Raw genomic sequence first — 22202 nt, 5'->3', positions numbered from 1 at the left:
TCGTCGCGATGAAGATCGCCACCATCTCCGGCAGCCTGCGTGCAGGTTCGAGCAATACCGCAGTCCTGCGCGCGGCCGCGCGGCTCGCGCCTGCTGGTGTCGAGGTGATCCTGTTCGAGGGAATTGCGGACCTGCCCTTCTTCAATCCGGATCTAGATGGCGATAATGTGCCTGCGCCGGTCGGAGCGATGCGCGCGCTGATCGGGAGCGTCGATGGCCTGCTGATCTCGAGCCCCGAATATGCCCGCGGCGTCGCGGGCGTGCTGAAGAACGCGCTCGACTGGCTGGTCGGCAGCCACGAATTTCCCGACAAGCCGGTTGCCTTGATCAACACGTCGCCACGGGCGACGCACGCGCTTGCCGCCCTGACGCTGACGCTGGAGACGATGTCGGTCCGGCTCGCCACGGAGGCCTGCGTGACGTTGCCGTTGCTCGGTGGCGCCTGGGACGAGCACAGCATCGTCGCCGATCCTACACTTGCCGAGCCGTTGCGTCTGGCAATGGAGAGCTTTGCTTCGTTCATCGCCACCGTGCAGGCAGAGGCGTAGGACCCGCGAACGCGAATTGTCCTCCGTGCAATTGCGCGATGGCCCCACGGCGTTGCGCGTATTAGAAGGCGTGCATCTCCCGCACCGGTTCATCATGCCCCACACCTCCGCCCTGCTCGGCTTCGCCCTCGTCTGCCTCGGTCTCGTGCTCACGCCCGGGCCGAACATGATCTATCTGATCTCGCGCTCGATCACGCAGGGGCCGGCGGCCGGCATCGTCTCGCTCGGCGGCGTCGCGCTGGGATTCGTGTTCTACATGCTGTGCGCGGCATTCGGCATCACCGCGCTGCTGCTCGCGATTCCCTTCGCTTATGATGCGCTGCGCTTCGCCGGCGCCGGCTACATGCTGTGGCTCGCCTGGCAGGCGGTGAAGCCGGGCGGGCGCTCGCCATTCCAGGTGAAGCAGCTGTCGGTCGACAGCCCGCGCAAATTGTTTGCGATGGGGCTCGTCACCAATCTGCTCAATCCGAAGATCGCGATGCTGTATCTGGCGCTGCTGCCGCAGTTCATCGACCCCACGGCCGGCAGCGTACTGACGCAGTCGGTGGTGCTGGGCGCGATCCAGATCGCGCTCAGTGTCAGCGTCAATGCGATCATCGCCCTCGGAGCCGGATCGATCGCGCTGTTCCTGGCGAGCCGGCCAAGCTGGATGCTGGTGCAGCGCTGGCTGATGGGCACCGTGCTGGCCGGGCTTGCGGTGCGGATGGCGGTGGAAGCGCGGAAGGTGTGAGGCCTTCTTCACCCTCCCCTGGAGGGGGAGGGTCGCTGCGCATGTAGCGAAGCGGAATGCGCAGCGGGGTGGGGTGATCTCTCCCCACGGGCGCTGTTCGACGCGGAGACACCTTCACCCCACCCCGCTCGCGCTGCGCGCGATCGACCCTCCCCCTCCAGGGGAGGGTAAGAGAGCTCAATCCAGCTTCGCCTCCATCCCCCGCTTCACGGCCGGGCGCGCCATCAGGGCGTCGTACCAGCGCTTGACGTTGGGGAAGTCGGCGAGTTCGACCTTGTGGCGAGGGTGGCGCCAGGCCCAGCCCAGAATGGCGAAATCGGCAACCGAAAGATCGCCGGCGACGAAGTCGCGGCCGTCGAGACGACGGTCCAGCACGCCGTAGAGCCTGCGCGTCTCCGCCATGTAGCGCTTCAACCCGTAGGCGCGGTCCTGCTCGTTCTCGAGCGCGATGAAATGGTGCACCTGGCCCGGCATCGGCCCGAAACCGCCCATCTGCCACATCAGCCATTCGTAGACGGGGATCCGGCCGGCCAGCGATGTCGGCAGGAATTTACCGGTCTTTTCGCCGAGATAGAGCAGGATCGCGCCGGACTCGAAGATGCTGACCGGCTTGCCGTCCGGCCCCTCGGGGTCGAGGATCGCGGGAATCTTGTTGTTCGGGGAGAGTTTCAGGAACCCCGGCGCCATCTGCTCGCCCTTGGAGATGTTCACCGGGACCACCTTGTAGGGCAGCCCCATTTCCTCCAGTGCGACCGAGATCTTGCGGCCGTTCGGCGTGTTCCAGGTGTGCAGCTCGATGGTCATTTTTGCCTGTTTCCTTGCCCAGTTTTCTGCCCGGGATATCGGGCATCCACCTACCCCAGAAAGTTGCAGCCCCACAACCGGCGTGCCGGGATGGCCGATCCCTGTTGACGGGGGACGCCCCCTCTGGAATGTCACCGCCGTCGCGGATAAATTCCGCCACCTCCAAGAACGCCCCCGAGGGACCGCCGTGTCGAAATCTGCCTCCCGCGCCCGCCTGTTCGAAATCATCCGCCGCCGCTCCTTCGGCCGGGGCGAGGTGACGCTCGCGTCGGGCCGCAAGAGCGATTTCTATTTCAACCTCAAGCCGACCATGATGGACCCGGAGGGCGCGACGCTGCTCGCCGAGCTCACTTTCGAGACGCTGAAGGACGACAATCTCGACTTCATCGGCGGGCTGGAGATGGGCGCGGTGCCGCTGGCCGGCGCGCTGGCACAGATCTCCTGGATCAAGGGCCATCCGATCGCGGCCTTCTTCGTGCGCAAGAAGCCGAAGGAGCATGGCGCGAGATTAGCAATCGAAGGCTTGCCGAAGGGCGAGACGCTTGCAGGCAAGCGCGTCGTGATCGTCGAGGACGTCACCACCACTGGCGGCTCGGCGATGAAGGCCGTGGAATCCGTGCGCGAGACCGGTGCCGAAGTGGTGCTGGTGCTGACCATGGTCGACCGCGAGGAAGGCGCCACCGACACCTTTGGTGCGGCCGGCCTGCCGTTCCGCTCGCTGTACAAGGCGTCGGAATTCTTGAGGGCGTAACGGCGCGCGGCGCCCCCTCAACCGCTCATTTACCATCCCGCCTTATGGTGAATCATGTGCTGAGACCTGATGGTCCCGGCCGGTTTGGTAGCGTTGGGTGGAGTAAGCGTTGCGTACAGAGTTGTCCCATGCGCGCCGGCGGCGTCGCGCGATGCTAGTGGCCGCTACCCTCGTTGCAGCACCGCTGCTTGCAGCTCCTGCCCCGGTTTCGGCCGAAGGCCTGTTCGATTTCTTCTTCGGCGGAGCCCAGCAACGCCCACAGCGCGACGTGCCGCAGCAGGCGAACTCCTTCGTCGATCCCTTCGCCAGTCAGCAGAACCCGGCCGGCCAGCCGCAATATGTGCCGCCAACCCGCTCGGCGGCCGCCGGCGGCTCGGGCCCGGCCTTCTGCGTGCGCAGTTGCGACGGCAAATATTTTCCGCTGATGCGCGGCCTCGCCTCGCCGGCACAGATGTGTCAGGCCTTCTGCCCTGCCAGCACCACAAAAGTCTTCTTCGGCTCCTCGATCGACGGTGCCTATAGCCAGAGCGGCGAGCGTTATGCCGACAGCGAGAACGCGTTCGCCTACCGCAAGGCGCTGCGCGCGGACTGCACCTGCAACGGCCGCGAGCCGGTCGGGCTCGCGCCGGTCGACCTCACGCTCGATTCGTCACTGAAGGCCGGCGACGTCATCGCCACCACCGACGGCCTGGTCGCCTATACCGGCGTCCGGCTCGGCATGGAGCAGACCGCCGAATTCACCCCCGTCGCCTCCTATCCCGGCCTCACCGCGCAGGTCCGTGCGCGGCTCGGCGAGATGAAGGTGGCCCCGGTGCGTGCAGAGACGGTGGCAGCAGATGCGCCGGCAGCCGAGATCGTGCGCGAGGCGCTGCCGGATGTCACGGTGCCGAAGACACAGCCGAAATCGGCGAAGCGTGCGGGGTTGGATTAAGACCAACTTTCAACCAAGCCGTCATTGCGAGCGCAGCGAAGCAATCCAGAGTCCGTCCGCGGAGACAGTCGGGATTGCTTCGCTGCGCTCGCAATGACGAGAGAGACCACTACCGCCCGATGATCACTCCGATCACGTTCGGCGCCGCCAGATATTTCTCCTCGATCGCCGCGCGTGCGGCAGCGCGATTTTCGGCCGTCAGCAGGCCGCGCTTCTCGGCCAGGATCATCCAGCAAAAGCCCCACCAGTCGGTCAGCATGCCCGTCTCGCTGACGAGGTCGTAGCCCTGCTCGGCCGCGAAGATGCGCGCATTCGCTTCGTCGAGTGTGTCGAGGAAATGATGATCCTCGGGCGCGAACAGATCGTCGCTGATGTCGTCGATGGTGTAGCCCCAGATCGACTGGCACACCGCGTTGAATTCGCGATCGAACTGGTCGTCGTCGACGGCATAGCGCCGCGCCGCCTGATGCAGCCGCGACAGCGATCGCGCGAAATCGGCGATCCGGGTGAGGGCAAATTGATCGAAGGCAATGGTGGACATGTAGTCCTCGCGACGGCTGTCAGACCCTAGATATTGTGTCGGCAATGCGCCGAATCACAATGATATATCAAAGACTTGCTAAAGTGTTCTTAATTTGTTCCGATGCTGAACAGTTGATTATCGAGGCCGTCGTTTGAGATCGTCGTCCTGGCGAAAGCCAGGACCCATTACCCCGGTCGGCGTTGCCTTTGCGGGCTTGAGCCATGAGCACCAGCAGCTACTTCGTCTACATCCTCGCAAGTCGTCATCACGGTACGCTGTACATTGGCGTCACCAACGACATCGGCGGTCGCCTTGAGCTACATCGCGCAGGAAGAGGCTCGAAGTTCGTTTACAGGTACAAGATCTTCCGTCTCGTGCATGTCGAAGCGTTCGCCACACCGCAAGAAGCGATCGCGCGCGAGAAGCAGCTAAAATTCTGGAAACGCGACTGGAAAATCAAGCTGATCGAGCAGGAAAATCCCGATTGGAGTGATCGATCGGGCCTCATTTGACGGTCGGGGTAATGGGTCCTGGCTTTCGCCAGGACGACGATGTGGATGCAGTTTCGCCCTACTCAATTCGCCGCCGATATCAACCGATCCCCGCACGCACTCGCATAAAACTTGCCGCCGCATTGGCGCTTGATGGCGGCGCAGCGGGCGGCGGGAGTTGCGTTTTGCGGGACGGTAAAGCCGCAGCTCAGGCCGTCGGCGCTGCGCGGGCCGGCGGCGAAGGCGGCGCTCGAGGTGGCGATGCAGATGACAAGGAGCGCTGCGGCAGCGATTTCGATCAGCAGTCTCATGGGGCGTCTCCTCCACAGTGATGGCTGAATCTGTGGTCAATCTAGCACCAAATCGGCGTTCCTCCGTGCTCGTCCGGGTTCCCAAACCGGCCCGTTCCTTGCATAATTTTACGCCAGCGCAGTGCACGGCCGCGCCAGCGATGGTTTCGGTGCAGGGGCAAGACGCGTAGGGTTCAGTGGTGTTCTCGCGACCAGGAAGTGACGGCCTTGCAAGATCAAACGTTCCAGCCAAATTTCCCCGCCCCGGGTCAGCCCATCGACGAACTCGCGTTGTCGGAGATCAAGGGCGCGATCCTGGCGAAGCTGCGCCTTGCCATCGGCAAGGATGCGGGCATGGCGACCAAGCACGACTGGTACCAGGCCGCGGCGCTGGCGCTGCGCGACCGCATCGTGCATCGCTGGCTCACGGCCGAGAAGCGCAGCTACGACGCAGGGCGCAAGCGCGTCTATTATCTCTCGCTCGAATTCCTGATCGGCCGCCTCTTCACCGATGCGCTCAACAACATGGGTCTGTTGAAGATCTTCGAGGTCGCGCTCGGCGATCTCGGCGTGTCGCTGCCTGAGCTGCGCAAATGCGAGCCGGATGCCGCGCTCGGCAATGGCGGTCTCGGCCGTCTCGCGGCCTGCTTCATGGAGAGCATGGCGACACTGTCGATCCCCGCAATCGGCTACGGCATCCGCTACGATTACGGCCTGTTCCGCCAGATCATCAATCAGGGCTGGCAGCAGGAATATCCGGACGAATGGCTCGGCTTCGGCAATCCCTGGGAATTGCAGCGGCCCGAAGTGATCTACGACGTGAATTTCGGCGGCGGCGTCGAGCATGTCGACGACAAGGGCCGCGACCGCGCGATCTGGCACGCGGGCGAGACGGTGCAGGCGATCGCCTACGACACGCCGATCGTCGGCTGGCGCGGCCAGCACGTCAACGCGCTGCGGCTGTGGTCGGCGCGCTCGCCCGATCCGTTGAAGCTCGACGCCTTCAACAAGGGCGACTATGTCAGCGCCAGCGCCGAGCAGTCGCGCGCCGAAGCGATCTGCAAATTCCTCTATCCGAACGACGAGAGCCCGGCGGGCCGCGAGTTACGGCTGCGCCAGGAATATTTCTTCGTCTCGGCCTCGCTGCAGGATCTCATCAAGCGGCATCTCGCTTCCGACGGCCAGCTGCGCAGCCTGTCGTCCAAGGTCGCGGTGCAGCTCAACGACACGCATCCGAGCCTCGCCGTCACCGAGCTGATGCGCATCCTCGTCGACCTCCACAATTTCCGCTGGGACGAGGCCTGGAAGATCACGGTCGCGACGCTGTCCTACACCAATCACACGCTGCTGCCGGAAGCGCTGGAGACGTGGCCGGTCGAGCTGTTCGAGAAGCTGTTGCCGCGCCATCTCGAGATCATCTATCGCATCAACGTGCAGCATCTCGCGCTGGCCGAAGCGCGCGCCCCCGGCGACATCGACTTCCGCGCCTCGGTCTCGCTGATCGACGAGAAGAGCGGCCGCCGCGTCCGCATGGGCCAGCTCGCCTTCGTCGGCTCGCACCGCATCAACGGCGTCTCGGCGATGCATTCGGACCTGATGCGCGAGACCGTGTTCCACGATCTCAACCATCTCTATCCCGGCCGCATCACCAACAAGACCAACGGCATCACCTTCCGCCGCTGGCTGATGCTGGCGAATCCGAAGCTCACCGACCTGCTGCGCGAGACGTGCGGCGAAGCCGTGCTCGACGACCCGACCCAGCTCTCGCTGATCGATGCGCGCGCCAGCGACGTCGAATTCCAGAAGAAATTCCGCGCCGTCAAGCTTCACAACAAGACCGCGCTGGCACGCCTGATCGGCGAGCGGCTCGGTATCAAGGTCGACCCGACCGCATTGTTCGACGTGCAGATCAAGCGCATCCACGAATACAAGCGCCAGCTGCTCAACGTCATCGAGACGGTTGCGCTGTATCAGTCGATCAAGGACGACCCCAACGGCAATTGGGTGCCGCGGGTGAAGATCTTTGCGGGCAAGGCGGCCGCGAGCTACCGCTACGCCAAGCTGATCATCAAGCTGATCAACGACGTTGCCGAGGTCGTCAACAATGATCCCGCCATCGGCGGCAAGCTGAAGGTCGTCTTCCTGCCCGACTACAATGTCAGCCTTGCCGAAGTGATCATTCCGGCGGCCGATCTGTCCGAGCAGATCTCCACCGCCGGCATGGAAGCCTCCGGCACCGGCAACATGAAGCTGGCGCTGAACGGCGCCATCACCATCGGCACGCTCGACGGCGCCAATATCGAGATCCGCGATCAGGTCGGCATCGAGAACATCGCGATCTTCGGCATGGAAGCCGGCGACGTCATGATCCGGCGCAAGCAGGGGCTGGACGCTTCCGACGTGATCCGCAATTCGCCAAAGCTCCAGCGCGCCATCAACGCGATCGGCGCCGGCGAATTCTCGCCCGGCGATCCCGGCCGCTTCGAATCCATCGCGCATGCGCTGCGCTATCTCGACCACTACATGGTCAGCGCCGACTTCGATTCCTATTACGAGGCGCAGCGCAGCGTCGACGCACGCTGGCAAGTGGCGCCGGCCTGGACCCGCGCCTCCATCCTCAACGTCGCGCGCATGGCGTGGTTCTCGTCCGACCGCACCATCCGCGAATACGCCGAGGAAATCTGGAACGTTCCGGTCAATCCGATCACGCCGCCCTTCCAGATGGCGGAGACCCTGCGCGACGCGGCGAGCTGATTTTCCGCAGCGTGAAATCGGCGTTACCTGCGGGGTTATTGCATCCCGCTGGGCGGATGATGATATGACTATCGTCATCCCCAAGCGCCGTCGATCTGCATTGCGTCGCTGCGCTCGCAATGACGACGGGGTCGGCATCGAGGACCAAGAATGCACGCCAAGCTCCCGCATCCCTTCGACGACGCCACCCGCATCACCGCCGGTGACTCGCACTGGCAGGGGCACACCAGCGACGACTACTGGGCGTTCGTCGGACCGTTCGGCGGCGTCACCGCCGCGACCATCCTGCGTGCGCTGATCGAGCATCCAGAACGCTCCGGCGATCCGCTGGCGCTGACCGTCAATTACTGCGCGCCGATCGCCAAGGGCCCGTTCGATCTCGACATCCGGCTGGTGAAGGCCAACCGCTCCAGCCAGCACTGGAGCGTCGAACTGTCGCAGGGCGGCGGCGAGGTCGCGACGCTCGCGACCGCCGTGTTCGCCGAACGCCGGCCGTCCTGGGAGCACCGGGTGGCGCAATATCCGGATACCAAGCCGTTCGAACAGACGCTGCCGTTCCCGAAGATCAAGGCGTCCTGGGCCAACCAGTATGAATTCCGTTTCGTCGAGGGCGAAATGCGGCTCGGCCCGCCGCAACCCGAGCTCGCCGGCACTTACTCAAAGCTCTGGATCAGCGATCGCGAGCCGCGCAAGCTCGACATGCCGTCGCTGATGTCGATGTCGGACGCCTTCTTCGGCCGCATCTTTCACGCAAGGCGCGAGCTGGTGCCGTTCGGCACGGTGTCGCTGACGACGTATTTCCACACCGACGTGGAGGAGCTCGCCGCAGAAGACATCACGCGCGTGCTCGCGACGGCCGATTCGAAGATCATGCACAAGAGCTACGCCGATCAGAACGCCGAGTTGTGGTCGCCGACCGGGCGGTTGCTCGCGACGACGACGCAGATTGCGTATTTCAAGGCCTAAGATCTCGCTCCGCTGTCGTCCCGGCGAAAGCCGGGACCCATAACCACAGGGCGTAGTTTGACGAAGACGCGCAGTGACCTCTTCTTCGCCGGTACTTGCACCGCACGCTATCGATAGATCACGCGGTATGGGTCCCGGCTTTCGCCGGGACGACACTGATTGTGTGGCTCGCGCCCATGTCCCGCACAAACAAACAGGGCGGCCCCACGGCCGCCCTTTCGCATTCCAACGAAGCGAAGATTACTCCGCCGCGAGCTTCACGTCCGGCGCAGCGGCGCGCACTTCGGCGTCCACCTGGGCCTCGAACTTGGCGAAGTTCTTCTGGAACATGCCGACCAGCGCGCGGGCGGTCTTGTCGAACTCGTCCTTGTCCTTCCAGGTATTGACCGGGTTGAGGATCTCGCTCGGCACGCCCGGCAGCGCGGTCGGGACCGCGAAGCCGAAATATTTGTCGGTGCGGAATTCGACGTTGCGAAGCGAGCCGTCGAGGGCTGCGGTCAGCAGCGCGCGCGTCACCTTGATCGGCATGCGCGAACCCGTGCCGTACTTGCCGCCGGTCCAGCCGGTGTTGACCAGCCAGCAGTCGACATTGTGCTGGGCGATCAGGTCACGCAGCATGTTGCCGTAGACGCTGGGGTCGAGCGGCAGGAAGGGTGAGCCGAAGCAGGTCGAGAATTCCGGCTGCGGCTCGTTGCCAAGGCCGCGCTCGGTGCCGGCGACCTTGGCGGTGTAGCCGGAGAGGAAGTGGTACATCGCCTGCGCCGGCGACAGCTTTGCGATTGGCGGCAGCACGCCGAAGGCGTCGGCGGCGAGCATCACCACGTTCTTCGGCTGCGGCGCGCGGCCGGTGCGCGAGGCGTTCGGGATGAAGTCGAGCGGATAGGCCGAGCGGGTATTCTCGGTCTTGGAGCCGTCGTCGAAATCGACGATGCGGGTGTCCTCGTCGAGGACGCAGTTCTCGAGCACCGCGCCGAAGCGGGTCGACGCCGCGTAGATCTGGGGCTCGGCTTCCTGCGAGAGCTTGATGCACTTGGCGTAGCAGCCGCCCTCGAAATTGAAGATGCCGTTCGGGCCCCAGCCGTGCTCGTCGTCACCGATCAGCGTGCGGTTGGGATCGGCCGACAGCGTGGTCTTGCCGGTGCCGGACAGGCCGAAGAAGATCGCAGAATCGCCATTGGCGCCGACATTGGCCGAGCAATGCATCGGCATCACGCCGCGCTCGGGCAGATAATAGTTCAGCGTGGTGAAGACCGACTTCTTCATTTCGCCGGCATAGTAGGAGCCGCCGATCAGCACGATCTTGCGGGCGAAGTCGATCGCGACGACGTTCTCCGACTTGCAGCCATGGCGCTTCGGATCGGCGCGGAAGCTCGGCATGTCGATGATGGTGAGCTCGGGTGTGAAGCTCGACAGCTCGATCGCCTCGGGGCGGATGAGAAGCGTGCGGATGAACAGCGAGTGCCAGGCGAGTTCGGTGAAGACGCGGGTCTTGATCCGGTAGGCCGGATCGGCGCCGCCATAGAGGTCTTGCGCGAACAGGCTCTTGCCTTCGGCGTGCTTGAGGAAATCCTGATAGAGCGTCTCGAACTGCTCCGCGGTGATCGACTGGTTGCCGGCCCACCACATCTTCTTGTCGGTGGTGGCGTCCCGCACCGTGAACTTGTCCTTCGGACTGCGGCCCGTGAACTCGCCGGTGTCGGCGCAGAGCGAACCGTCGGCGGACAGCACCGCCTCGCCCGCGGAGAGCGAGTATTGATAGAGCTGAGGTGCGCCCAGGTTCCAGTGAACCTGCTTGAGATTCTTTAAGCCGAATTTGTCGGCACCGAAAGCACCGTTGCGCACGCCCGTCTCTTGCACGAAAAACCCTCCTAGAACCCGCGACACATAGCGCGACCTAACCTGGCGCCGTCGCAGTCACCGTGAATTACAGGCCATCGGCCTCGGTTGGATGACCTAATACTGATGAACGCTGACGTTGCCAAGCTGATCCCGCAGGATTTGGTTTATTCAAGGACCGCGCCAAACGTCGCGCATGACAGCTCTGAGCGAGCCTACGCAAAAATCACGAATGATCGCGCAACCAAATGCGTGTTTCAGCGTTGATCGGAGTTTTGCGACGCACAAACGCGCGGGTCTATCGTACCGCACCTTCGCCGATCAGTGCGAACGGCCCCCACATCGCGGGGTAGGCGTTGCGGGGCGACGAGGCGTCATCAACGTACGTTAACATCGCGCGACGCAGAGCTTCGGCTCTGCCGATTGTTGGTTCGTTTTTGAGCAGATCGAAAGTCGAAGTGGTCAAGCGGGTAGCAGCCTCCGAATCGACTGCCCAATGCGAAACCAGCAGTGCGCGCGCACCTGCATAGAAGAAGGCGCGCGCCAATCCCGACAGGGCCTCGGCGCCGGGCTTGTCGCCGGCAATCGTGTTGCAGGCCGACAGCACGACCCAATCGGCATTGAGCTTGAGCTGGGCGACTTCGCTCGCCGTGAGCAGGCCATCATCGAGCTCCGAGGGCTGGTCGGGAATCGAGAGCGCAAGCGACGGCTCGCCCACACCCTTGACGTCGCCGGCGACGAGGCCGTGGGTCGCAAAGTAGATGATGCTGTATTGAGCAAGCGGTGCACGCTTGAGCGTCGCTTCGCTGGCATCGCGACCGAGATGAATGTCGGCGTCAGTCGCACCGACATCTTTCGCCACGGCACTCAGCTCGTCTGCAGTATCGGGCAGTTGCGGCAGCGCCTGCGCAAGCCGCGCACGATCGACGCCGGCACCGCGCCAGAAATCGGTATAGGCAATCGTTGCGATGCTACGCGCGGCAACCTTGCCGCTCGCGGCGCGACGATCGGCGGGGCCGCCCTCGGCGGGATTGAACACGGGATCGCCAAAGCCGGTCATCGGTTTGACGCCTTCGTCCTTGCGCGCAAAAGCACGCAGCGATTTCAGGCTGACCACCGATGGCAGCACCGAGACAGCCTGACGCCGCAGCAGCCAGGCGGCGCTGCGATAGCCTTCGAGCGTCTCCGGGATCGCAGATTGCGGTGTCTCCGTGACGAGCAAATGAAACGGCAACGCAGTGAGCGCGCCCGACGGCACCGTGAGCAGGCTGCGCTTGTCCCTGGTCAGCGCCTCGACCGGGCCGAGCAGCGTGACATAGAGTTCATTGGCGAGGGCGAGGTCGAACAAGCCCGATTTGCCGGAGCCATCGCGCGCCTTGCCGACATCGAGACCCCTGCGGAAAGCCGTGACCTTCTGCGCCAGCGCGTCCGCGCCAAGCGGAATTTCCTTCCAGTCGGCGCTCTCGCGCGTGATGGCAATGACGTAGCTGCGGTTGTCGACGACGGAATAAAGCACCATCGCCTCATCGGTCGACAGCAGCGGCTGGACGTCCTTGAGCGTCAGCGGCACCGGATTGGAGAGCGAGGCGTAATCTGGGAATTCGATGGCAAGCGTCTTTTGCAAGCCGGCACGCTCGCTTGCGATGGCTGCGATCCGCGAGCGGCTGCGCTGCTCGGAAGCGACGTCGCGCTGCGCCGACGGCTTCGACACGGCCGCGATGATCGCCTTGTCGAGCGATTCAGATTCAGCGCCGAGATCCTGGTCCTTACGCACCAGCTCGGCGAGACGGTCGCTGCCGGCGGCGAGCCGCACCGCGAGCTTGTTCACGGCCGATGCGGCGGAGGATTGCGTGCCGCGCTGGATCGCGGCGAGCGCCTCGTCCAGCGCCTTGTCTTGCGGCAGCAGCGATTGCTGGCGCGCCGCAAACAGGATCGGCAGCACCACGCGCAGCTGCGCGCGATCGTTCGCAAGCGTTCTTTCCGCGAGCGGCAACGCGTCCGCAATTCGCCCGGACACAAAGAGGAAATAAGCGAGATTGCCGGTGGATGTCGCGACGTCGGGATGATCCGGCCCAAGCGCACGCTCGCGGATGGCGAGCGCGCGGCGATACAGCGGCTCGGCATCGACATAGCGCTGCTGATGTTCGTAGAGGCCGGCGAGATTATTGAGGGAACGTGCGACGTCGGGATGATCCGGTCCCAGCGCTTTTTCGCGGATCACGAGCGAGCGCTTGATCGGCGCCTCGGCATCGGCGTCGCGGCCGAGATCGCGATCGACCTGGCCGATGTTGTTCAGGACCGTGGCGACCGCAGGATGCTCGGGCCCGGCGGCTTTCTGGTAGATCGCGAGCGCGCGCTGAAACAGCGGCTCGGCTTCGGCCTGGCGCTGCTGCCTGACATAGAGCGTGGCCAGATTGTTGAGGGCCTGGCCGACGTCGGGATGCTCGCGTGACAGGCTCCTCTCCCGGACGGCCAACGCGCGCTTGAACAGCGGCTCGGCCTCGGCGAAGCGGCTCTGCCGCTGATACAGCGCGGCGAGATTGGTCAGCTCGGCCGCGACCAGCGCGTTGTCGAGACCCAGCGACTTCTCCATCAGCGCGATCGAACGCTTGTAGAGCGGCTCGGCGAGGTCGTCCCGGCCCTGACCGGCATAGACCTGACCGAGATTGTTCAAGGCGGCCGCAAGTTCGCGACCGTTGTCGCTCTTCTCCAGGCTCGCGACCATCGCCTGCGCCAGGGGAAGCGCTTCCGAATATCTGCCGGCCTTGGTCAGCTCGTTGATCCTGGCGCTCTCCGTCGCGAGATTGCCCTTCTGGGCAAGGCCCGGCGTGGCCAGCGACGCAGCGATCGCGAGCGCCAACCCAGCGACCAGCATCAAACGACGGCGTGTCATGAACCCTCTCGCTGCGCGCCTTGCGACCATTACGGTCTTGGGTCGCAGCGATGGGCAGCAGCGTTCAAATCATTGCGCCTGGCCGGCCTTCGCGCGCGCCTCGCCGGCGAGGCGGACCAGCATCTTGCGCAGTGCCGTGCCATTCGTGACCCGCTCCGGAAAATCCAGCCGCAGCGCAGTCTGGCCGTCCTGCATGTCGAGGCCTTCAGGGTCGCATCCGGTGCAGCGCCAATCGCCCGCGGCCGCGCCAAGCAGTTGCGTCGCGTAAAGCCCCATGGCCTCGCGATGGTCGGCATTCATGTGCTCGACCGCCCCCTCCTCGGCCGCCAGCAGGTCCTCGGTGCCGGCGAGGTCCGTGAGGAACTGTTCCGGCTTGAGATCGACGATTCGGCCAAAGCCCGCGACCAGATGGGTTCCGGTCGGGCGGATCCGAAAGAACGAAAAATCCTTAAATGAGACAAAGGCTTCCGCCGACGGATGGGCATTGAGATACCGCCGCTTTAGCAAATCCTTCTCTCCCTCGGCCTGTTCGGCCCGGCCGGACAGCATGATCCGGGCGCCTTCCAGCGGATCGCCCGCGGCACGCTCGTCCAGCATCAGGGAGACCCGGCTGTCTGCGAGGATGTTCTTGGTATGAACCGCCAATCGGGAGATCAGCAGGATCGGCGAGCCGTCGGGATGGCTGGCCAGATTGACCAGGGAACAATAGGGATCGCCGCTGCCGGGCATGAGCGTCGCGAGCGCTCCCTGTCGCGACCGCCTGAGCAGCGATTTGGCGAGCGTTTGGGGAGCGAAATCAGGGGTCGGTTGCATGGGCTTTCTCGGCTCAGGTGGTTGCAAGGCAGGCCTTTTTTCGGGTAAACGAGGGTCTGGTTATGGGTCGAAACGCGGCGAATCTGCCGTGTTTCGTGGAACTTGGTCACACTTCAGCCCAGCTTGCATTGCTCGGTGACAAGGTTCGAATGCCAATTCGGCACCCATGTATGCGGCGCATCACTGGATTGCTCGCCGTTTTAAGCCACGACCCAAACGGAAAGCAGAAAGCAGAGGCTCATGCCCACAATCGCTTTGGTCGACGACGACCGCAACATTCTCACATCCGTCTCGATCGCGCTGGAAGCCGAAGGCTATCGCATCATGACCTACACCGACGGCGCCTCCGCGCTCGACGGTTTCCGCACGACCCAGCCTGATCTCGCCATCCTCGATATCAAGATGCCGCGCATGGACGGCATGGAGACGCTGCGCCGTCTCAGGCAGAAGTCCGACCTGCCGGTGATCTTCCTGACCTCCAAGGACGAGGAGATCGACGAATTGTTCGGCCTCAAGATGGGCGCCGACGATTTCATCCGCAAACCGTTCTCGCAGCGCCTGCTGGTCGAGCGCGTTAAGGCAGTGCTGCGCCGCTCGGCGCCGAAGGATCCGACCGTCGCGCCGAAGGAGAACGACGCCAAGGCGCTCGACCGCGGCCTGCTGCGCATGGACCCGGAACGGCATACCTGCACCTGGAAGAACGAGCCGGTGACGCTGACGGTCACCGAATTCCTGATCCTGCAGGCGCTGGCGACACGGCCCGGCGTGGTCAAGAGCCGCAACGCGCTGATGGACGCCGCCTATGACGACCAGGTCTACGTCGACGACCGCACCATCGACAGCCACATCAAGCGGCTGCGCAAGAAGTTCAAGGTGGTCGACAACGATTTCGAAATGATCGAGACGCTGTACGGCGTCGGCTACCGCTTCAAGGAAGCCTGAGGCGCACGCGCCTTCACGACAGATGAGGGCTGCGCCGGCTCTGATTCCATCGGAACCGGGCATGCTCTGAAGCGCAATCGCGCTTCAGGTTATTGTTTGTGCATGATCTTTCGGAAAACCGCTGCACACTTTTCCGGATCATGCTCTAGGATGCGGGGACCGTCACACGAGCTGTCCTAACGTGGGCGTAAGCATTGCTTGACCGAACGCAGCCTGATCCGAGTTCGAACGCCGAGGACGTTACCGCCCACGGCGCCTCGGAGCATGAGGACAAGCCGGTTACGCGCGGCTGGGGACCGCTGAACTGGCTCAAGCGCGCCGGCCAGTTCTTCTTCGCGCTGTCGTTCTCGAGCCTCACCCGCCGCATCGTCTCGCTCAATCTGGCGGGTCTCGTCGCCCTGGTCGCGAGCATCCTCTATCTGTCGCAATTCCGCGCCGGCCTGATCGACGCGCGCGCGCAGAGCCTGCTGGTGCAGGCCGAAATCATCGCCGGCGCCATCGGCGCCTCGGCGACGGTGCAAACCAACGCGATCACCGTCGACCCCGAACGGCTGCTCGACCTGAAACTGGGCGAGAGCTATGGCGGGCCCGACGATTCGCTGGATTTTCCGATCAATCCCGAGCGCGTGGCGCCAGTGTTGCGCACGCTGATCTCGCCGACCAAGACCCGCGCGCGGATCTTCGATCCCAACGGCTCGGTGTTGCTCGACAGCCGTGACCTCGACGTTCTCAGGGCCTTTCCGCTGCCGCCACCGTCCGAGAAACCCGGGCTGGTCGAGCGCGCCATGGTCGCGACCCGCACCTGGCTGAACCGCGGCGACCTGCCGCTCTATCGCGAACTCGGGCGCGAGAACGGCAACGGCTATGTTGAGGTCGCCGATGCGCTCCAGGGCCAGAAGCGCTCGATGGTGCGGGTCAATGCGCGCGGCGAGGTGATCGTCTCGGTCGCGGTCCCCGTGCAGCGCGCGCGCGCGATCCACGGCGCGCTGATGCTGTCGACCCAGGGCGACGAAATCGATCAGATGGTCACGGCCGAGCGCCTGGCGATCCTGAAGGTCGGCGGTGTCGCCGCCGCGGTCATGATCATGCTCTCGCTGCTGCTCGCGAGCACGATCGCAGGTCCGGTCCGCCGGCTCGCCGACAGCGCCGAGCGGGTCCGCCGCCGCATCAAGACCCGCGTCGAGATTCCCGATTTCACCCGCCGCCGCGACGAGATCGGCCATCTCTCCGGCGCGCTACGCGACATGACCAGCGCGCTCTACAAGCGCATCGAGGCGATCGAGATGTTCGCCGCCGACGTCGCCCACGAGCTGAAGAACCCGCTGACCTCGCTGCGCTCTGCGGTCGAGACGATGCCGCTGGCGCGCAACGAGAACAGCCGCGCCCGCCTGCTCGAGGTGATCGAGCACGACGTCAAGCGGCTCGACCGCCTGATCTCCGATATCTCCGATGCAAGCCGGCTCGATGCCGAATTGCAGCGGCAGGATGCGATCCCGGTCGATCTCAGGCGGCTCCTGGGCACGCTGGTTGCGGTCGCCAATGAAACCAAGCTCGGCCACGACGTCGCAGTCGAGGCCCGCTTCGAGGGCCGCAGCCCGACTGACACGTTCGCGGTCACCGGTCATGATTCGCGGCTCGGGCAGGTGGTCTCCAACCTGCTCTCCAACGCGCAGTCGTTCTCGGAGGCCGGCAGCAAGGTGCGCCTGACCTGCCGGCGCGTGCGCGGCGAGATCGAGATCGTGGTCGACGACGACGGTCCCGGCATCCGCGACGACGCGCTGGAGCGCATCTTCGAGCGCTTCTACACCGACCGGCCGCACCAGGGCTTTGGCCAGAATTCCGGCCTCGGCCTGTCGATCTCCAAGCAGATTGTCGACGCCCATGGCGGGCGCATCTGGGCGGAGAATCGCGCCGGCGCCGCTGACGAGGACGGGGCGCCGACCGTTGCCGGCGCGCGCTTCGTGGTGAGGCTGCCGGCGCTATGAGCCAAGGCAGCCTGGACGAAGGCGAGCGAAGCGTTCACGCCTCCGCGGTCAAGGTCGGCTCCCGGGCTGTGCTGATCCGCGGGCCCTCGGGCGCTGGCAAGTCGCGCCTTGCCTTCGATTTGATCATGGCGGGACGCTCAGGCGTGGTCGAAAGCGCCATCCTGGTCGGCGACGACCGTGTCCATCTGGCGACAGTCGGCGATGAAATTGCGGTCCGTCCCGCCCCCCTCCTGGCCGGCCTGATCGAGATTCGGGGACTGGGAATCCGCCGCTGCGACTTCGTGGAGCATGCGACGGTCGGCCTCGTGGTCGATCTGGACGCCGACGACGCTGAAAGGCTGCCGGCGCCGGAATCGCTGAAAACCACCATTTTTGGTGTCGAAATACCGCGAATCCCGGTCGGGCGCGGCTATTCGCCCCTCCCCTTGGTTGTCGCAGCCTTGACCACTACCAAGAGTTAACCTCCACCTAACCCTTGCGGCGATTGTTTGAAGGGAAATGGTAACCATATGAAACGCACACTCGCGACCGAATAGACCGGCGCAGCTCCCCTTATCCATCCGTCTAGATTCAGGGAGATACGCAACATCCCCCCTTGCGCGGGGGCTCTGGATGGTCAAAGTGGCGCGTTCGTGCGGTGCACCAAAAGCGCCCGCGGGAGTTTTCCGATGATTGGTCTAGTACTTGTGACCCACGGGCGCCTTGCCGACGAATTCAAGGCAGCGCTTGAGCATGTCATGGGCCCACAAAAGCAAATCGAAGCGATTACGATCGGCGCTGAAGACGATTCCGATCTGTGCCGAAGCGACATCATCGAGGCGGTTAACCGCGTCGATTCAGGCGACGGCGTTGCGATCCTCACCGACATGTTCGGCGGCACCCCGTCGAACCTCGCGATTTCCTGCATGAGCCGACCGAAGGTCGAAGTGCTCGCGGGCATCAACCTGCCCATGCTGGTGAAGCTCGCCAAGGTGCGCGAGGAGCGTCCGCTGCCCGACGCGATCGCGATGGCTCAGGAAGCCGGCCGCAAATACGTCACCATCGCCAGCCGCGTGCTCGCCGGCAAATGAGTGACGACGCACCACAAGCGGGGACAGGCGTGCCCGCGGGTGCGATCTCCAAAGAGCTCCTGATCATCAACAAGCGCGGCCTGCACGCCCGTGCCTCGGCGAAATTCGTCCAGGCGGTCGAGCGCTTCAACGCGCAGGTGTGGGTGACGCGTGGCGGCGAGACCGTCGGCGGCACCTCGATCATGGGCCTGATGATGCTCGCGGCAGGACCGGGTACGACGATCACGGTCGCCGCCGCCGGCACTGACGCAGAAGCCGCGCTCGCGGCGATCGCCGAGCTCGTTGAAAGCAAGTTCAACGAGGAAGGGGTCTAGGCCCCTCGGTCACTTCGCCGGCGGCGCGATGTAGACGTTCCACGTCATCGACGGGCCGGCCTTGCCATGGGTGAAGCGGCGCGTCGTCATCACGATGCGCTCGGCGTTCGGCGCGATCTCGGACACCCACTTCTCGAATGCCGGCAGGCGGCCATCCGTCGGATCGAACACGCCGATGAAGCCGTATTTCTTGACGTCATCCAGCGATGTCAGCCCGGAGCTCCAGGCCTCGTTCGGGATGAACGCAACCGGATGGTCGGGGCTGTAGAACACCATCGGCTGGATCGATTCCATCGTGCCGGCGACGATCGCCCAGCGCGAGGCGAAGCGCGAATGCCAGGCCTGGGTCAGCTCGCGCGCGAGCTCCGAGCGCGCGCCATAGGTCGCGGTGTTGCCGGCATTCGCAGCCATCTCACGCGCGGCGATCCAGGGTGAGGCGACGAGCGTCGCCACGCTGAGCACCAGCCAGATCGCGATGATGTTGAACAGCACGGCGCTCTGCACCCGCAGCGCCGGAATCGCGACCAGCGCAAGCGGTACCAGGAAGAACAGCGAGATGCCCCAATCGGTCTTCATGTAGATGCTGAAGGCGAGCGCGCCGAGCGGCGGCCCGGCTGCAACGATGATCTGGATGATCCAGATGTTCAGCGCCTGGGAAACATTGACGCCTGCGTTGGCGCCTCGCGCCCAGGCCCGCGTGACGATGCGCGAGGGCGCGCGCACGAGCAGCGTCAGCCACGGCGGCACCAGCGCCATCGCAAGGGCCGCGAGCGCCACCGGAAGCGCCAGCAGCGCGGCATTGTGCAGGACATAGCCGAACACGAGCTGATGCACGAGGCCGGCATCCTCGATGCTGTAGGTGTCGCCGGCATAGGTCAGCGGCACGAAATGCGCATCCGCCAGCCAGACGATGTGCGGGATCATCGCCACCAGCAGCGTCGCGATCGCGACCCAGGGCGCCGGCGACAGCAGGAATTTCATGCGCTCCGGGTGGATCAGTGCGGCGAGCCCGATGGCGCCGATCATGGTCAGCACCCAATATTTGGTCATCAGCGCCAGCGCGCCGGCGAGCCCGAGCCAGACGCCGGACTGCCAGCTCCGCTTCTCGAACGCGTTGAGGTAAGCGAGCACGACGAGCGGCAGGGTGACGAGCTGAAGCAGATCGGGGTTGTACTTGAAGCCCTTGAAATTGAAGATCGGGTAGAGCGCGACCATCACCACGACCAGGAACGCGCGGCGCGGATCGACGACGCGCAACGCGACCAGCCAGCAGATCACCATGCCGACGCCGACCGTCGCCATCGCCAGCGCATAGGTCGCCCAATCCGTCGCCGGGAACACCTTGAACCAGACGCCGGCGATCCAGCCCGACAGCGGCGGATGCTTGCCGTAGCCCCACAGGAATTTCTGCCCCCAGCCCCAGGCTTCTGCGACGTCCATGTGAACGTCCTGCGCCGCCTTGAGATTGATCAGGATGAGGGTCCAGATCACCGCATGCAGGATGGCGAACTGGATCACCAGCCAGAGCCGGGCCGAGGGATCGGTCGCGTAGGCGACCAGCCAGGCCCGGAAACGGTCAAAGCTCACCCGGGGTTTTACGCGGGCGCGGGCGGAGGGGATCGAGGTCGTTGACATGGCCGTTGCGTAGCGCGTTTTGGGCCATCGTGGAATCAGCTTGGCGTGAAGAAAGGCCCTGAAAATACAGCAATATGGTTGCCGCACGGGGATGTGAGTGGTATCCCGCGCCCATGACGACCGTCCCCATTTCCAACATCCGCAATTTCTCCATCGTCGCCCATATCGACCATGGCAAATCGACGCTGGCCGACCGTCTGATCCAGATGACCGGGGGCCTCTCCGACCGCGAAATGGCGGGCAAGGAGCAGGTGCTCGATTCCATGGACATCGAGCGCGAGCGCGGCATCACCATCAAGGCGCAGACGGTCCGCCTCGCCTACCGCGCCAAGGACGGCAAGGATTACGTGTTCAATTTGATGGACACGCCCGGCCATGTCGACTTCGCCTACGAGGTCTCGCGGTCGCTGGCGGCCTGCGAAGGTTCCCTGCTGGTGGTCGACGCCAGCCAGGGCGTCGAGGCGCAGACGCTCGCCAACGTCTACCAGGCGCTCGACAACAATCACGAGATCGTCCCGGTCCTGAACAAGGTCGACCTTCCGGCGGCCGAGCCGGAGAAGGTCAAGCAACAGATCGAGGACGTCATCGGCATCGACGCCTCCGATGCCGTGATGATCTCGGCCAAGACCGGCCTCGGCATCCCTGATGTGCTGGAAGCCATCGTCACCCGCCTGCCGCCGCCGAAGGGCGATCGCGACGCGACCTTGAAGGCGCTGCTGGTCGACAGCTGGTACGACGTCTATCTCGGCGTCGTCGTGCTGATTCGTGTTGTCGACGGCGTCATGAAGAAGGGCAGCCGCGTCCGCATGATGGGCACCGGTGCGGCCTACGACGTCGAGCGCGTCGGCTTCTTCACGCCGAAGATGCAGCAGGTCGACGAGCTCGGCCCCGGCGAGATCGGCTTCATCACCGCCGCGATCAAGGAAGTCGCCGACACCCGCGTCGGCGACACCATCACCGACGACCGCAAGCCGGTCACCGAGATGCTGCCGGGCTTCAAGCCCGCGATCCCCGTGGTGTTCTGCGGCCTGTTCCCGGTCGACGCCGACGACTTCGAAACGCTGCGCGCCGCGATGGGCAAGCTGCGCCTGAACGACGCCAGCTTCTCCTTCGAGATGGAAACCTCGGCCGCGCTCGGCTTCGGCTTCCGCTGCGGCTTCCTCGGGCTGCTGCATCTGGAGATCATCCAGGAGCGGCTGTCGCGCGAGTTCGATCTCAACCTGATCGCGACCGCGCCGAGCGTCATCTACAAGATGAAGCTCACCGACGGCACCGAGCTCGAGATCCACAATCCCGTCGACATGCCTGACGTGGTGAAGATCGAGGAGATTCAGGAGCCCTGGATCGAAGCCACGATCCTCACGCCCGACGAATATCTCGGCAGCGTGCTGAAGCTGTGCCAGGACCGCCGCGGCTCGCAGAAGGAGCTCACTTACGTCGGCGCCCGCGCGATGGTGAAATACGATCTTCCGCTCAACGAGGTCGTGTTCGACTTCTACGACCGGCTGAAGTCGGTCTCGAAGGGCTACGCCTCGTTCGACTATCATCTCACCGACTACAAGCCGGCCGATCTGGTCAAGATGCAGATCCTGGTCAACGCCGAGCCGGTCGATGCGCTCTCGATGCTGGTGCATCGCACCCGCGCCGAAGGCCGCGGCCGCGCCATGGTCGAGAAGATGAAGGAGCTGATCCCGCCGCACATGTTCCAGATCCCGATCCAGGCGGCGATCGGCGGCAAGGTGATCGCGCGCGAGACCGTGCGCGCGCTGCGCAAGGACGTCACCGCGAAGTGCTACGGCGGCGACATCACGCGTAAACGAAAACTTCTGGAGAAGCAGAAGGAAGGCAAGAAAAAGATGCGGCAGTTCGGCAAGGTCGACATCCCGCAGGAAGCTTTCATTGCCGCGCTGAAGGTCGACAGCTGAG

The 22202-nt window shown here is 64.4% G+C and carries 19 protein-coding genes and 1 pseudogene; 13 read left to right on the top strand and 7 right to left on the bottom strand.

Annotated features, from left to right (window positions below):
• Positions 1-8 precede the first annotated feature (8 nt).
• Both QA645_RS05480 and QA645_RS05475 read left to right on the top strand, forming a co-directional pair.
• Positions 9-548 carry an NADPH-dependent FMN reductase gene (locus QA645_RS05480; RefSeq protein WP_283048732.1) on the top strand — a complete coding sequence of 180 codons (540 nt, stop codon included), beginning with the start codon at positions 9-11 and terminating at the stop codon, positions 546-548.
• Positions 549-642: 94 nt separating this feature from the next.
• Entirely contained in the window at positions 643-1278 is a 636-nt protein-coding gene (locus QA645_RS05475; protein ID WP_283048729.1) for a LysE family translocator, read from the top strand.
• A 177-nt stretch (positions 1279-1455) separates the two neighbouring features.
• Here QA645_RS05475 and QA645_RS05470 read toward each other — a convergent pair whose 3' ends face one another.
• Positions 1456-2082: a glutathione S-transferase family protein gene (locus QA645_RS05470; RefSeq protein ID WP_254191531.1), complete on the bottom strand. Its 627-nt coding sequence runs from the start codon at positions 2080-2082 to the stop codon at positions 1456-1458.
• A gap of 187 nt (positions 2083-2269) precedes the next feature.
• Between QA645_RS05470 and pyrE the strand changes: the two genes are divergently transcribed.
• Both pyrE and QA645_RS05460 read left to right on the top strand, forming a co-directional pair.
• Positions 2270-2833 carry an orotate phosphoribosyltransferase gene (pyrE, locus tag QA645_RS05465; protein ID WP_283048727.1) on the top strand — a complete coding sequence of 188 codons (564 nt, stop codon included), beginning with the start codon at positions 2270-2272 and terminating at the stop codon, positions 2831-2833.
• Between the two features lie 151 nt (positions 2834-2984).
• Complete coding sequence (locus tag QA645_RS05460; protein WP_283048726.1) at positions 2985-3764, top strand: DUF2865 domain-containing protein; 780 nt, start codon at positions 2985-2987, stop codon at positions 3762-3764.
• A gap of 109 nt (positions 3765-3873) precedes the next feature.
• Here the strand turns inward: QA645_RS05460 and QA645_RS05455 are convergent, their stop codons facing one another.
• Positions 3874-4305, bottom strand: a complete 432-nt coding sequence (locus QA645_RS05455) for a hypothetical protein (RefSeq protein WP_254128006.1) — start codon at positions 4303-4305, stop codon at positions 3874-3876.
• Positions 4306-4508: 203 nt separating this feature from the next.
• On the opposite strand from QA645_RS05455, the gene QA645_RS05450 reads away from it, so the two are divergent.
• On the top strand, positions 4509-4799 hold the full coding sequence (locus tag QA645_RS05450) for a GIY-YIG nuclease family protein (protein WP_283048724.1): 291 nt from the start codon (positions 4509-4511) through the stop codon (positions 4797-4799).
• 62 nt (positions 4800-4861) lie between these two features.
• On the opposite strand, the gene QA645_RS05445 is transcribed toward QA645_RS05450, so the two are convergent.
• The gene (locus tag QA645_RS05445; protein ID WP_283048723.1) at positions 4862-5089 is read right to left on the bottom strand and encodes a hypothetical protein; all 228 of its coding nucleotides are present in this window, start codon (positions 5087-5089) and stop codon (positions 4862-4864) included.
• Positions 5090-5296: 207 nt separating this feature from the next.
• On the opposite strand from QA645_RS05445, the gene QA645_RS05440 reads away from it, so the two are divergent.
• Together QA645_RS05440 and QA645_RS05435 are read left to right on the top strand one after the other, a co-directional pair.
• The gene (locus tag QA645_RS05440; RefSeq protein ID WP_283048722.1) at positions 5297-7822 is read left to right on the top strand and encodes a glycogen/starch/alpha-glucan phosphorylase; all 2526 of its coding nucleotides are present in this window, start codon (positions 5297-5299) and stop codon (positions 7820-7822) included.
• A gap of 150 nt (positions 7823-7972) precedes the next feature.
• Positions 7973-8788, top strand: coding sequence for a thioesterase family protein (locus QA645_RS05435; RefSeq protein ID WP_254128001.1), 816 nt, complete (start codon positions 7973-7975; stop codon positions 8786-8788).
• Between the two features lie 240 nt (positions 8789-9028).
• On the opposite strand, the gene QA645_RS05430 is transcribed toward QA645_RS05435, so the two are convergent.
• The 3 genes from QA645_RS05430 to QA645_RS05420 all read right to left on the bottom strand — a co-directional run bounded on the left by QA645_RS05430 (position 9029) and on the right by QA645_RS05420 (position 14330).
• The gene (locus QA645_RS05430; RefSeq protein ID WP_283048720.1) at positions 9029-10645 is read right to left on the bottom strand and encodes a phosphoenolpyruvate carboxykinase; all 1617 of its coding nucleotides are present in this window, start codon (positions 10643-10645) and stop codon (positions 9029-9031) included.
• Positions 10646-10922: 277 nt separating this feature from the next.
• Complete coding sequence (locus QA645_RS05425; RefSeq protein ID WP_283048718.1) at positions 10923-13517, bottom strand: tetratricopeptide repeat protein; 2595 nt, start codon at positions 13515-13517, stop codon at positions 10923-10925.
• 69 nt (positions 13518-13586) lie between these two features.
• A complete protein-coding gene (locus tag QA645_RS05420) occupies positions 13587-14330 on the bottom strand; it encodes a DUF2470 domain-containing protein (RefSeq protein WP_283048716.1) in 744 nt (247 codons plus the stop codon).
• A gap of 240 nt (positions 14331-14570) precedes the next feature.
• Between QA645_RS05420 and QA645_RS05415 the strand changes: the two genes are divergently transcribed.
• The 5 genes and pseudogenes from QA645_RS05415 (at position 14571) to QA645_RS05395 (ending at position 18641) form a co-directional block, all read left to right on the top strand.
• On the top strand, positions 14571-15272 hold the full coding sequence (locus QA645_RS05415; protein WP_027535781.1) for a response regulator transcription factor: 702 nt from the start codon (positions 14571-14573) through the stop codon (positions 15270-15272).
• A gap of 194 nt (positions 15273-15466) precedes the next feature.
• Complete coding sequence (locus tag QA645_RS05410; RefSeq protein ID WP_283048713.1) at positions 15467-17257, top strand: sensor histidine kinase; 1791 nt, start codon at positions 15467-15469, stop codon at positions 17255-17257.
• Positions 17258-17268: 11 nt separating this feature from the next.
• A pseudogene (locus tag QA645_RS05405) lies at positions 17269-17793 on the top strand (HPr kinase/phosphatase C-terminal domain-containing protein).
• A gap of 132 nt (positions 17794-17925) precedes the next feature.
• Complete coding sequence (locus QA645_RS05400) at positions 17926-18327, top strand: PTS sugar transporter subunit IIA (protein ID WP_007597752.1); 402 nt, start codon at positions 17926-17928, stop codon at positions 18325-18327.
• Positions 18324-18641: an HPr family phosphocarrier protein gene (locus QA645_RS05395; protein ID WP_254191523.1), complete on the top strand. Its 318-nt coding sequence runs from the start codon at positions 18324-18326 to the stop codon at positions 18639-18641. The genes QA645_RS05400 and QA645_RS05395 overlap by 4 nt, the downstream gene beginning before the upstream one ends.
• Positions 18642-18650: 9 nt before the next feature.
• Here QA645_RS05395 and QA645_RS05390 read toward each other — a convergent pair whose 3' ends face one another.
• Positions 18651-20276 (bottom strand): glycosyltransferase family 39 protein, encoded by a 1626-nt coding sequence (locus tag QA645_RS05390; protein WP_283048711.1) that lies wholly within the window; start codon positions 20274-20276, stop codon positions 18651-18653.
• Between the two features lie 113 nt (positions 20277-20389).
• Here QA645_RS05390 and lepA point away from each other — a divergent pair, with 113 nt between their 5' ends.
• Entirely contained in the window at positions 20390-22201 is a 1812-nt protein-coding gene (lepA, locus tag QA645_RS05385; RefSeq protein WP_212445792.1) for a translation elongation factor 4, read from the top strand.
• The last annotated feature ends 1 nt before the right edge of the window (position 22202 follow it).

This window comes from Bradyrhizobium sp. CIAT3101 (assembly GCF_029714945.1).
Taxonomy (GTDB): Bacteria; Pseudomonadota; Alphaproteobacteria; order Rhizobiales; family Xanthobacteraceae; genus Bradyrhizobium.
This window is presented reverse-complemented; position numbering and strand designations above follow the sequence as displayed.

Bases quoted from the DNA above. Each gene is read 5' to 3' on its own strand.
- QA645_RS05480 (WP_283048732.1), top strand. From the start codon at position 9: ATGAAGATCGCCACCATCTCCGGCAGCCTGCGTGCAGGTTCGAGCAAT.
- QA645_RS05475 (WP_283048729.1), top strand. From the start codon at position 643: ATGCCCCACACCTCCGCCCTGCTCGGCTTCGCCCTCGTCTGCCTCGGT.
- QA645_RS05470 (WP_254191531.1), bottom strand. From the start codon at position 2,082: ATGACCATCGAGCTGCACACCTGGAACACGCCGAACGGCCGCAAGATC.
- QA645_RS05460 (WP_283048726.1), top strand. From the start codon at position 2,985: ATGCTAGTGGCCGCTACCCTCGTTGCAGCACCGCTGCTTGCAGCTCCT.
- QA645_RS05455 (WP_254128006.1), bottom strand. From the start codon at position 4,305: ATGTCCACCATTGCCTTCGATCAATTTGCCCTCACCCGGATCGCCGAT.
- QA645_RS05450 (WP_283048724.1), top strand. From the start codon at position 4,509: ATGAGCACCAGCAGCTACTTCGTCTACATCCTCGCAAGTCGTCATCAC.
- QA645_RS05445 (WP_283048723.1), bottom strand. From the start codon at position 5,089: ATGAGACTGCTGATCGAAATCGCTGCCGCAGCGCTCCTTGTCATCTGC.
- QA645_RS05435 (WP_254128001.1), top strand. From the start codon at position 7,973: ATGCACGCCAAGCTCCCGCATCCCTTCGACGACGCCACCCGCATCACC.
- QA645_RS05425 (WP_283048718.1), bottom strand. From the start codon at position 13,517: ATGACACGCCGTCGTTTGATGCTGGTCGCTGGGTTGGCGCTCGCGATC.
- QA645_RS05420 (WP_283048716.1), bottom strand. From the start codon at position 14,330: ATGCAACCGACCCCTGATTTCGCTCCCCAAACGCTCGCCAAATCGCTG.
- QA645_RS05415 (WP_027535781.1), top strand. From the start codon at position 14,571: ATGCCCACAATCGCTTTGGTCGACGACGACCGCAACATTCTCACATCC.
- QA645_RS05400 (WP_007597752.1), top strand. From the start codon at position 17,926: ATGATTGGTCTAGTACTTGTGACCCACGGGCGCCTTGCCGACGAATTC.
- QA645_RS05395 (WP_254191523.1), top strand. From the start codon at position 18,324: ATGAGTGACGACGCACCACAAGCGGGGACAGGCGTGCCCGCGGGTGCG.
- QA645_RS05390 (WP_283048711.1), bottom strand. From the start codon at position 20,276: ATGTCAACGACCTCGATCCCCTCCGCCCGCGCCCGCGTAAAACCCCGG.
- lepA (WP_212445792.1), top strand. From the start codon at position 20,390: ATGACGACCGTCCCCATTTCCAACATCCGCAATTTCTCCATCGTCGCC.